Raw genomic sequence first — 12,200 nt, 5'->3', positions numbered from 1 at the left:
GCCGTGGTGGCCCGTCCCGCGCGGGGCTGTTTGCACAGACCACCACCAGCGGATGGTTACCACCCATCCCGGACGGCCTGTGCGGAGAACATCGCCTCAGGTGCCCGGTTCGGTGAGGTCTGCCAGGAGTGCTGAGATGACGCGGTCAGTGGAGGCAGCCATGTCGACCGAGTGGGGGGCGAGCAGCCACTGGACCTGGAGGCCGTCCATGACGGCGATGATCGCGTTGGCCGCGTCTTCGAGGTTCAGGTCAGCCCGGGTCTCGCCGAGTTCGTGTGCTTCGGCGAGGGCCTCGGTGACCATGGTGCGCAGTCCCGCGTAGCGGTCGCGGAAGTAGTCCTGCGCGGGGTGGCCTTCGGTGACGCTCTCCGCCGACAGGACGGCATACAGGCGGACGATGCCTTCCCGCTCGGCGTTGCGGCGGGCGGTGTCGACCAGGTGGCGCAGGAAGGCCAGTCCCCGGGGGCGTTCACTGCCGAGCTGTTCGATGTCGGTGTCGTCGCGCAGGGCGAGGACGCTGGTGAGCAGCTGGGCCTTGGAGCGGAAGTAGTGCAGAACGCCGGCCTGGGTGACTCCCGCACGGTCGGCGATCTCCTGCAGGGAGGCGTTGTTGTAGCCGCGGTCGGCGAAGGTGTCCATGGCGATCTGCAGGATCTCCTGCCGTCGCTGCTGGGCCTTGAGGCTCTTCCCTGTGCGGGGCTGCCGCTCCCCGCTCGGCCTGCTCTCGCTCATCGTGCGGAGTCTACGGGGCTGTCTATCAGTGGTCACGTGCCCATCCAAGCCTGGAAAGAACTTGAGGACAAGGACTTACTAAGTACTTAGTAAGTGTGCTTTCCTGCTCCCGTTCCGCCCGCTTCGTGCCGCGCCGCCGGCCTGGAAGGACGAGCATGAGCCGCCCTGACCTCCCCGATGACACCGAGCTGATCGACCGCATCCGGACCCTGGACCTTGAGTCCAAGGTGCGGCTGCTGACCGGTGCCACCATGTGGAGACTCCCGGCCGAGCTCCGCCTCGGCCTGTCCGCGGTGACGATGTCCGACGGCCCGCAGGGAGTGCGCGGAACCGGCGAGGACCCCGGCGCCACCGGGCTGCTGGCCCCCGCCCCCAGCGCACTCGCGGCCACCTGGGACACCGACCTCGCCGAGCGACTGGGGGCGCTGTTCGCGACCGAGGCACGCCGCAAGGACGTGGACGTCGTCCTGGGCCCGGTGGTGAACCTGCAGCGCACCCCGGTCGCCGGACGGCACTTCGAGTACTTCTCCGAGGACCCGCTGCTCACCGGCACCCTCGCCGCCGCCCTGGTACGCGGTCTGCAGAACCGGGGCGTGGGCGCCTGCCTGAAGCACTTCGTGGCCAACGACTCCGAGACCGACCGCACCCGTTATCGCTCCCGGCTCGATGAGCGCACACTGCGGGAGGTCTACCTGGCCCCCTTCGAGCAGGTCCTCGCCGAGGCCGCGCCCTGGAGCGTGATGGCCGCCTACTCCGGCGTCGACGACGGCACCGAGTCGGCTCCGATGACCGAGAACGCGCGGCTGCTGCGGGGGGTGCTGAAGGAGGAGTGGGGTTTCTCCGGGCCCGTGGTCAGTGACTGGGCCGCCGCCCGCTCGACCGTGGCCTCGGCGGTCGGCGGCCTCGACCTGGTGATGCCCGGACCTGATCCGCTGTGGGGCGCGCCCCTGGTGGAGGCTGTCCGCGCGGGCGCGGTGGACGAGCAGCTCATCGACGACAAGGTGGTTCGGCTACTGCGCCTGGCCCGGCACACCGGCCGGCTCGGCGAACCCGGGCAGAAGTCCGCGCCGCCCGCCGCCCCAGCGGGGCCCGGAGAGGACGAGTTCCGTCTCATCCGCCAGGTCGCCGCCCGCGGCATGGTGCTGCTTCGCAATGAGGCAGACCTGCTGCCGCTGACGCACAACGGCGTCCGCAGTGTCGCGCTGATCGGCCCCAACGCCGTGGCGCCGTACCTCCAGGGCGGTGGCAGCGCCTTCGTCCCGGCGGTGCGCACAGTGTCGTTCGAGGACGGGCTGCGCGCCGCACTTCCCGAGGGTGTGCACCTGTCTGTGCACCGGGGCGGCGACGCCCGCCTGCGCCCGCCCTACCTGTCCGCCGCACTGCTCACCGATCCCGACACCGGCACCGTCGGCGTGCGCGCCGACCACCTCGACGCGGACGGCAACCGAGTCGGCGGTGAGATTCGGCCCTGCGGTGACTGGAGCGGATACACCGGCTTCGACGCGACGACGCACCGCGTGGTGCTGCGCACCGAGCTGACCCTCACCGAGCCGGGCACGCACCGCCTCGAGATCGGCTGCGTCGGCCGCTATGCGGTGACCGTGGACGGCGAGGAGGTTCTCTCCGGGGACGACGACCGGGGCGTGGAGCTGATCCTCGACTCCAGCCACAGCAACCCGCCGCTGCGGGGCATCGACCTGGAGGTGGGCCCGCAGCCGCGCCGGATCACCCTCGTCGTCGACCTCACGGTGGTCGAGCCGGGCGGCTACGACCGCTTTGTCACCGCCCAGCTGCGCCACGCCCCGCCCGGACCCACGGCGTACGAGGAGATCGCCGAGGCCGCTGCGGCGGCGCAGGCCGCTGACGTGGCCGTGGTCGTCGTGGGCACCAACGAGGAAGTCGAGTCCGAGGGTTGGGACCGCACCGCCCTCGACCTGCCCGCCCACCAGAACGAACTGGTCCGCAAGGTTCTCGCCGCCAACCCGCGCACGATCGTGGTCGTCAACGCCGGCGCCCCCGTGCTACTGCCCTGGGCCGATGAGACACCTGCCCTGCTGTGGGCGTGGCTGCCGGGCCAGGAGGCCGGTCACGCCCTGGCCGACGTACTGCTGGGCCGGACCGAGCCGTCGGGCCGACTGCCGTGGACGCTGCCCGCCCGGGCGGAGGACGTACCTGTCCCCGACGCCCTGCCCCGCGACGGCATCGTGCACTACAGCGAGGGCGTCCACATCGGCCACCGGGCCTGGGACAAGGGCGGCCTCGCCCCTGCCTACCCCTTCGGCCACGGGCTCGGCTGGACCCGGTGGACGTACCAGTCCGTGGCCGTCTCACAGTCGTCCGTCTCCACCATTCTGCCCGACCCCGCGGGTGGAGACGGACTCAAGCTGACCGTGGCACTGACCAACACCGGGCCCCGGGCCGGTCGTGAGGTCGTCCAGGTATACCTGGAGCCGCCGCAGGACGGCATCGACCGGCCGGTACGTCTGCTCGCCGGCCTCGCCACCGTCCAGGCGGCGGCAGGCACACGCGCCACCGCCGAACTGCACGTGCCCGCCCGCGCCTTCCAGGTCTGGGACACCGATACGGGCGGCTGGCGCACTCCGCCCGGCCGCTACCGGCTGCGCGTCGGACGCTCAAGCCGCGATCTGCGCCTCCTGGCCGAAGTCACCGTCCACAACGGCGAGTTCCACGCCGCAGCCTGACCCACCCGCCATCCACTTCGCCCTCCGCCACCCCTCCTTCCTCACCTCCTCGACAGCAAGGAGCCGCACCATGAGCACGATCCGTCCCACCACCAGAACACTCCAGATAGCCTGCGCCACCGTCGCGGCCGCCCTGCTGGCCACCGGCTGCGGCCGCAGCGACGACTCCGCGAACGCTGACGCCCCGACGAAGATCGGCAGCGGCAAGGCCAAGGGCAAGCTGATCATGTGGTCCATGGGCGACAAGGCCGACAAGCCCCTGCAGGAGCTGGCCAAGGAGTTCGAGCAGCAGAACCCGGACGTGACGGTCACGATCACCGCGGTGCCGTGGGACGCCGCGCACGAGAAGCTGACCACCTCGATCGCCGGCGGCAACACCCCCGACCTGTCGTTGATCGGCTCCACATGGATGGCCGAGATGGCCTCCATGAACGGCTTCCAGGCCACCCCGACCTCGTTCAAGTCGTCCGCGTTCTTCCCCGGCCAGTGGGACACCACGAAGTACAAGGACACCTCGTACGGCGTCCCGTTCACCGCCGACACCTCGGTGATCTACTACCGCACCGACCTCACCACGAAGGCCGGCATCAAGGGAGCCCCGGCCGACGACTGGGACGGCTATCTGAATGATCTGAAGGCCATTCAAGCCACCGCGGGCAAGCAGAATCCCAAGCTGCGCCACGCCACCCAGCTGCAGACCGGCTTCAACTCCTGGCTGTTCTGGCTGCCGTTGGTGTGGCAGCAGGGCGGTGACATCTACGACGCCGAGACCGAGAAGTTCACCTTCGACTCGCCCGAAGTCACCAAGGCGCTGGAGTACTACAGCGGCATCTTCAAGGACGGCCTGACGCCGAACGACAAGACCGACGCCCGCCAGAACTTCCAGAACACGCTGATCGGCACCGCGCAGCAGGGCCCGAGCATGGGCGGCGACCTCCACCTGAACGCCCCCGAGCTGGACAGCAAGTGGCAGACCATGCCCCTGCCGAAGGGCAAGCAGTCCGCCGGACTGGCCGGCGGCAGCGACCTGGCGGTCTTCAAGGACGCCAAGAACGCGGACGCGGCGTGGAAGTTCGTCCAGTTCCTCACCGAGCCCGAGAAGCTCGCCGAGTACGCGGACGCCACCGGCAACCTGCCCGCCGTCGTCCAGTCCTGGTCGGAGGGGAAGCTGGGCGAGAACCCCAAGATGGCCGCCTTCGAAGACCAGTTGAAGGTCACCAAGGCCCCGCCGGCCATCACGACCTGGCAGCAGATCGCCGACACGATCGACGGCGAGCTGGAGAAGCTCGCCTACGGCAAAGCCACTGTCGCCGAGACGCAGAAGACCCTGCAGTCCAAGGCCACCAGCATCGGCACCGGCCGCTGAACCGCCGCCGCGCGCAGCCCTCGTACGGCGCGTGTCCCTCGTACGGACGGATGACAACCATGCCCACGAGCACCCTCGGCGGGCAGGGCACCAAGGAGCGTGACGCCGCAGGCCCGCAGCCGGCGGCCCGCCGCCGCACCCCTTCGCCGCGGCTGCGGCGCACCGCGCGGGGCCGCCAGGCCCGCGCCGCGTGGATCCTCGCGGCCCCGTTCCTCGCCCTGTTCCTCTCCTTCATGCTGCTGCCGGTCGTCTGGTCGACGCTGATGAGCCTGACCGACACCAAGAGCGCCGACCTGCGCACCCCGCTGAACGTCTCGTTCACCGGCTTCGACAACTACGTACGCCTCTTCCAGGACCCGCAGTTCTTCAACGCCCTGCGCAACACCGCCGTGTTCGTCCTGGCAGCCCTCCCTCTGACACTGGCCGCCGGTCTCGCCGCGGCGGTCGCCCTCGACCGCGGCATCCGCCGCTTCCGCGCCGTCTTCCGGGTCGGCTTCTACCTGCCGGTGATCACCAGCATCGTGGCCGTCGCCGTGGTCTGGAAGACCCTCCTCGAACCACGGACGGGCCTGGTGAACACCGTCCTGGGCTGGTTCGGGATCGACGGCCCGGCCTGGCTGGCGGACACTCGCTTCGCCCTGCCCGTCATGATCGTGATGGCCGTGTGGCGCAACCTCGGCACGGTCATGATCATCATGCTGGCGGGTCTGCAGTCCGTACCCCAGTCCCTTTTGGAGGCGGCCGAAATCGACGGCGCCGGGGCCTGGCAACGCTTCTGGCGCGTCACCTTCCCGCTGCTGCGCCCCGCCCTGCTGCTGACTGCGGTCACCACCGGCATCGGCTATCTGCAGTTCTTCGACGAGCCGTTCGTCATGACCGACGGCGGACCGCTGGACTCCACGCTGTCGGCCACGTTGTACGCCTACAAACAGTTCGGCAACGGCAACTACGACGTCGCGTCGGCGGCTGGCTACGTCGTCTTCGTCCTGATCATCGCTCTCACCGTGCTGCAGTTCCGCCTGCTGCGCGACAAGGACTGATGCGCCATGACCACCGCCGCTTCCGCCGCCCGTACACGATCGGCCACGGACAAGGTCCTACGTCGCCGCCGCATCCGTCAGGAGTGGGGCCGGCCCTGGCTCTACCTGCCGCTCACCGGCCTCCTGCTGCTCATGGTCACGCCGTTCCTGTGGATGCTGTCCGGAGCGTTCAAGCCCGAGGCCGACATCCGCAAGATCCCGCCCGACCTGATCCCCACCCGCCCCACGCTCGCCAACTACCGAGAACTTCTCGGCACGTTGGACTTCACGACCATGTTCGCCAACTCCGTGATCGTGGCCCTGGCGGTCACCGCCGGAAACCTGCTCTTCTGCTCGATGCTCGGATACGCCCTGGCCAAACTGGAGTTCCGCGGACAGCGCGCCGTGTTCACTGTCGTCATCGCGACGCTCATGGTCCCCGGCCTGGTCACCTTCGTACCGCTGTACGTGCTGGTGTCCAACATGCAGCTGACCGGCTCCCTGCTCGGGCTGATCCTGCCGTTCCTGGCCACCCCGTTCGGCGTGTTCCTGATGCGGCAGTTCATCTCCACCCTGCCCGACGAACTGATCGACGCCGCCCGCGTCGACGGCTGCCGCGAACTGGCCATCTTCTGGAAGATCATCCTGCCGCTGACCAGACCGGCCCTCGCCACCCTGGCGATCATCACCTTCCTGAGCTCCTGGAACAACTTCCTCTGGCCCCTCGTCGTGGCCCAGAACGAGAGCCAGTACACCCTCCCCGTCGGCCTCGCCCTGGCCAGCAGCGGACAGGACTTCACCCGCTTCGGCATCCTCCTCGCCGGCGCCGTCATCGTCCTGCTCCCCGTGAGCATCTTCTTCCTCCTCTTCCAACGCCACTTCGTCGCCGGCATCGCCACCACCGGCCTGAAGTGACCCCAGCTCCGGCGCCTTTCCTTGCCCCCCACGCGCCGGTTTCGCACCACCGCAGTCCTGCACCGAAGCACTGCACTGCACGCAAGGAGCCGCACCATGAAACCCACCACCCGGCAACGGCGCCGGGCCGCCCTGGCAGTCGCCGCGACCCTGCTCACCACACTCCCCGTCCTTCCGGCAGCCGCACCGGCCTCCGCAGCCCCCACACCCGGGAAGGCGCAGGTCTGGCTCACTGACCTGTCCACCGGCACCCGCCTGGCCAAGCAGCCGTCCGTGACCTGGAAGGCCGGACCCGCACCCTCCGGCTCATCCGGTTCGACGATCACCGTGGACACCACCCGCAAGTACCAGCCGATGACAGGCTTCGGGGCCTCGTTCACCGACTCCTCCGCCTGGCTGGTCGGCACTAAGCTCGACTCGAAGCAGCGTGCCGCGCTGATGCGCGACTTGTTCAGCCGCCGCGACGGCATCGGCCTGAGTGTCCTGCGCCAGCCCATGGGCGCCAGCGACTTCACCGTGAGCGGCAACTACTCCTACGACGACATGCCCGCCGGCCAAAGCGACCCCACGCTCGCGAACTTCTCGATCGACCACGACCGCTCGTACACCATCCCCCTGCTGAAGCAAGCCCACGCGCTCAACCCGAACATGACGGTCATGGCCACCCCGTGGAGCCCACCGGGATGGATGAAGACCAGCGACTCGATGGTCGTCGGCCGGTTGCGAGCGGACGCCTACCAGCCGTACGCCGACTACTTCGCCAAGTTCCTCAAGGCGTACGCGGCGGCCGGCCTCCCGGTCCGCTACATCACCCCGCAGAACGAGCCGCTGCACGAACCGTCGGCCTACCCGGGCATGCGCCTGTCCACCGACGAGGCGAAGACCTTCATCACCCGTCACCTCGCCCCGACCCTGCGCAGACAGGGGCTGTCCACACGCGTCCTGGGCTACGACCACAACTGGGACGTCCCCAGCTACCCCGAATCCCTCTACGCCGACCCGGCCACTGCCCGGAACGTCGCCGGTACGGCCTGGCACTGCTACGCCGCCGCCGAGCTGGTCCTGAACCAGACCGTCGTCCACAACGACTACCCCAACAAGCCCGCCTTCCAGACCGAGTGCTCCGGCGGCAACTGGGAGGGCGACGCGCAGGGCGGCTTCGCCGGCGCGATGGACAACGTGATCAACGGCCCGCGGAACTGGGCCCAGAGCATCGTCCGCTGGAACATCGCCCTGGACACCGACGGCGGCCCCAGGAACAACGGATGCGAAGGCTGCCGCCCGGTGGTGACGGTCGCTCAGGACGCCGACGGCACGTGGTCGTACACGCCAACGGTTGACTACTGGGGGCTCGCCCAGGCCAGCAAGTTCGTCCAGCCCGGCGCCCGCCGGGTCGCCTCCAACACCCTCGGCAAGGGCAGCGTCGAGGACGTCGCGTTCACCAACCCCGACGGCTCCACCGCCCTGGTCACCTACAACTCCGGCGGCACGGCCCGTACCTTCAACGTCGGTTGGGGCAAGCGCCACTTCACCTACACCCTGGCGGCGGGAGCGGCCGCGACCTTCACTTGGAACGGCACCCAGCGGGGCAGCACCGACCTGGCCGCCATCGGCTCCGTCGACATCCCCTTCCGCAACGCCGACGGCAGTAAGGCCCTGATCACCTACGACAGCAAGCTGCTCACCCAGCAGCCCCAGGTACGCATCGGTGACCAGTGGCTGGGCTACACCCTGCCCACCGGTGCCTCTCTCACCCCGCTCACCGGCGAGGCGGCCCTGCCCCGCGACGGCTGGCAGGCATCGGCCTCCGCGAGCAGCTCGGACGACCCGCCGTCCAAGGCCATCGACGGCGACGTGGCAACCCGCTGGAGCTCCGGCCACGGCATGCAGCCGGGCGACTGGTTCCAGCTCGACCTCGGCTCCGCCCAGATGTTCAGCCAGATCGTCCTGGACACCAGCGCATCGTCCGGCGACTTCGCCCGCCAGTACGAGGTGTACACCTCCGACGACGGCACCACCTGGGGCAAGCCGGTCGCCACCGGCCCCGGCAGCACGGTGACCCGAATTCAGCTGCCCACTACCACCGCCCGCTACATCCGAGTGGTCAACAAGGCCAGCTCCGGCAGCTGGTGGTCCATTCACGACGTCTCCGTCCTCGCCCCCGACGGCAAGGCCGCTTCCCATGCGGAGACGGACAACGGCATCCAGCGAAAGGGCGCAGAACTGCCTGACGGCACCCGGCTGACAGCGGTCTACAACTCCGGCAGCGGTCCCGCCACGTTCGACGTCCCGTGGGGCAGCACAACGTACAGCTATCGACTGCCCGCCGGCGGCGCCGCGATCTTCACCACGCGGTCGGCCTGAATCCCTAACCCACAAGGAGGTGGCGTTTCGATGAAGGAGTACGGCGAGTCCGTAGACGACATAGAAGTGAGGCTCGGTACCTCACGCCGCATGTCGGCCTGGGGCCGTTTCACGGCCGTGGCGACTGCCGCGGTATCGAAGGTGACCAGCCCGGGCGCCCGCGCCGGATCCGGCGCCCGAGACCGCAACCGGACCGCGGAGGACACGGTGCCGTCGGCGACCGCCCGTCGGCATGCCCTCTCACGCACGACCAGGAGAACGGCGTCGATCGGGCTCGCCCTTGCTTGCCTGCTCCTGGGCATGGTTGCGGTACCTGCCTCGCCCGCACCGGTACAGGCCCAGTCCGGCGGCGACGACGGCTGGGTGCTGAGCACGACCGACACCTCGAAGGACTATCACCCGACGTTCATCGGCAACGGCTACCTCGCCGCGCGGGTGCCCGCGGCAGGCCACGGCTACGGCAGCACTCCCATCGTCACCCAGTCCCAGCTCGCCGGCTTCTACGCCCGTCTCCCCAGCAAGTTCGAGGACCGGGCCAGCCTGCCGAGCTGGACCACACTCGGCTTCGGCCGCAACGGCGCTGCGTACGGGATCGGGCGTTGGTCCTGCGCGTTCAACCAGCTGTGCCCGGCCATGTACGGGCAGATCTCCGGTGGCGCGTTCGTCGAGACCTCCCATCCCGGCTCGGTCGCCGGCGGCTACCTGGCCGGCCTGAACAGCAACAACACCCCGACGGTCGGCGGTACCGGCGTCGTCCCGATCCGCGACGCGCCGGCCGGCAAGGCGACGCTGGCCGTGCGGTACGCGAACGGGAGCGGCGGCCCGCAGACCATCCACCTCGGCGTCAACGGCACACTCCAGCAACTGACCCTGTCCAGCACGGGCGGCTGGGACGACTGGGCGGTGCAGACCGTGCCGGTGACGCTGACAGCGGGCGCGAACACGCTCAAGATCACCGTCGAGGAGGGTGACACGGCGCGCGTGAACGTCGACCACCTCACGGTGTATCCGGACGGCGCACAACCACCGACCGAGGTCGCCTCCGCCACCGTCGGCACCACCAGCAAGTACCAGCAGTCGATGGACCTGCGCACCGGGGTACTGAGCACGTCGTTCGACTGGACCTCACCCGCAGGCGACACGACCAGCTTCGACTACGAGGTCAACGCCAACCGTGCGGACGGCCATCTGGGCACCGTGAGCGTGCGGGCCGTACCGCACTGGAGCGGGACGGCCACCGTCGTGGACCAGTTCGACGGACAGGGACTGAAATACGCCTCGACCAGAAACAGGCGCGTCGACGGCAGGACCGCGACGCTGTCACAAACCGTCGTGAGCGACGGGAACCTGGTCACCGCCGGGCTGAACTCCGTCCTGCGCGTCAACGAAAAAGCCGTGCCGACCAAGGCGATGGACGAACCCGACGACGGCAGCGCCGCACAGAGCGCGACCATCCCGGTCCGCGCCGGCCAGCCGCTACGGATCACCAAATACGTGGGCGTGGCCTCCAGCGTCGACACCGACCGCTCGCTTCGATCCGCGACTCCGCAGCAGGCCGCCGCGAAGACCGCGGCCCGCGCCGCCGCCGATGGCTACCAGCAGGCTCTCGCCCGCAACAACAAGGCATGGTCACGCCTGTGGCAGGCGAGCATCTCGATCCCCGGTGACACCGCCATGACCGCACAGATCCGCGCATCCATGTTCTACCTGCTCGCGAGCACACGCGCCGGCGTCAACTGGAGCCTCAGCCCGGCCGGACTGTCCTCGGACGGCTACGGCGGCCACGTGTTCTGGGACACGGAGACCTGGATGTACCCGGCCCTGCTCGCCCAGTACCCCGACATCGCGAACGGCGCGAACACCTACCGGCAGAAACTGCTGCCCGCCGCCAGGGCCGCCGCGAAGGAACTGTCCACTCCCACCCACCCGATCAAGGGCGCGAAGTTCCCGTGGCAGAGCGCGCTGACCGGCAAGGAAGAGACCCCGCCGCCCTGGAACGAGGGCAACACCGAGCTCCACATCAGCTCCGACATCGCCCTGGCGCAGTGGCAGTACTACCAGGCGAGCGGCGACAAGGCGTGGCTGCGGGACAAGGCGTGGCCGGTACTGAAGGACATCGCCGACTTCTGGGCCACGCGCGCCGAGCCCGACCCGGCCGGCGGATACGACATCAACGACGTCATGGGCCCGGACGAGTACCACGACTACGTCGACAACAGCGTGACCACCAACGCCGGCGCCCAGGCATCGCTGCGTATCGCCGCCCGCGCCGCCCGCATCCTCGGCCGGCCCGCCGATCCGGAATGGAGCAAGGTCGCCGACGGCCTGAAGATCCCGGTGGACACGAAACTCAACATCCACCCCGAGTTCGAGGGCTACAACGGGCAGACCGTCAAGCAGGCCGACGTCACGCTGCTGCAATACCCCTGGAGTGTGCCGATGTCGCCCAGCCTGGCCCAGAACGACCTCGACTACTACCAGGCGCGCACCGACCCGAACGGCCCCTCCATGACGGACGCGATCGCCACCATCGCCAGCGCAGCCCTCGGATCACCGGGCTGCCAGACCTATACCTACATGCGGAACAGCGTCGACCCGTACCAGGCCGCACCCTTCAACCAGTGGTACGAGACCCGCAACGGCGGAGCCTTCAACTTCACCACTGGCCAGGGCGGCTACCTGCAGGAGTTCCTCTACGGGTTCACCGGGATGCGCTGGGGCACCGACGCGATCACCATCGACCCCTTCCTGCCGCCGCAGCTGCCGGGCGTCGACATCACCGGGGTGAAATGGCAGGGGCGCACGTTCGACCTGTCAGTCGGCCAGCAGACAACGAAACTGACCCTGAGCTCCGGCCCGCCGCTCCCGGTCCAGGTCGGCATCGGCAGCGATGACATACGCAAGGTCAAGCCCGGCACAGCACTGCAGGTGCCCACAAGGCACCCGGCAGGCGACGCGACGCAATGCGACTCGTAAACACGCCGGGCGCGGACCCAACCAATTGAACCGTCACTGACCATCGCCCTTGGCCGGATGCACCCAGGTACTCCGGCCAAGGGTGATTCCAAACTGGCAGCTTCCGTCACCATAAGGAGGCGGTGG

7 protein-coding genes are annotated in these 12,200 nt (G+C 69.2%); 6 read left to right on the top strand and 1 reads right to left on the bottom strand.

Features of this window, described 5'->3' with window-relative positions; genetic code table 11:
• Positions 1–96: 96 nt before the first annotated feature.
• On the bottom strand, positions 97–732 hold the full coding sequence (locus AQJ91_RS17415; protein ID WP_267891204.1) for a TetR family transcriptional regulator: 636 nt from the start codon (positions 730–732) through the stop codon (positions 97–99).
• Positions 733–887: 155 nt separating this feature from the next.
• Between AQJ91_RS17415 and AQJ91_RS17410 the strand changes: the two genes are divergently transcribed.
• The 6 genes from AQJ91_RS17410 (at position 888) to AQJ91_RS17385 (ending at position 12,074) form a co-directional block, all read left to right on the top strand.
• Complete coding sequence (locus AQJ91_RS17410) at positions 888–3,434, top strand: beta-glucosidase family protein (protein ID WP_067022036.1); 2,547 nt, start codon at positions 888–890, stop codon at positions 3,432–3,434.
• Positions 3,435–3,504: 70 nt separating this feature from the next.
• Positions 3,505–4,800, top strand: a complete 1,296-nt coding sequence (locus AQJ91_RS17405; protein WP_067022034.1) for an extracellular solute-binding protein — start codon at positions 3,505–3,507, stop codon at positions 4,798–4,800.
• A gap of 50 nt (positions 4,801–4,850) precedes the next feature.
• Positions 4,851–5,840, top strand: a complete 990-nt coding sequence (locus tag AQJ91_RS17400; RefSeq protein ID WP_067022032.1) for a carbohydrate ABC transporter permease — start codon at positions 4,851–4,853, stop codon at positions 5,838–5,840.
• Between the two features lie 6 nt (positions 5,841–5,846).
• Positions 5,847–6,734, top strand: a complete 888-nt coding sequence (locus tag AQJ91_RS17395; RefSeq protein WP_067022030.1) for a carbohydrate ABC transporter permease — start codon at positions 5,847–5,849, stop codon at positions 6,732–6,734.
• A gap of 96 nt (positions 6,735–6,830) precedes the next feature.
• Positions 6,831–9,098: a discoidin domain-containing protein gene (locus AQJ91_RS17390; RefSeq protein ID WP_067022028.1), complete on the top strand. Its 2,268-nt coding sequence runs from the start codon at positions 6,831–6,833 to the stop codon at positions 9,096–9,098.
• A gap of 30 nt (positions 9,099–9,128) precedes the next feature.
• Entirely contained in the window at positions 9,129–12,074 is a 2,946-nt protein-coding gene (locus AQJ91_RS17385; RefSeq protein WP_067022026.1) for a glycosyl hydrolase family 65 domain-containing protein, read from the top strand.
• Positions 12,075–12,200 lie beyond the last annotated feature (126 nt).

It is taken from the genome of Streptomyces dysideae, from assembly GCF_001514305.1.
GTDB lineage: Bacteria > Actinomycetota > Actinomycetes > Streptomycetales > Streptomycetaceae > Streptomyces > Streptomyces dysideae.
This window is presented reverse-complemented; position numbering and strand designations above follow the sequence as displayed.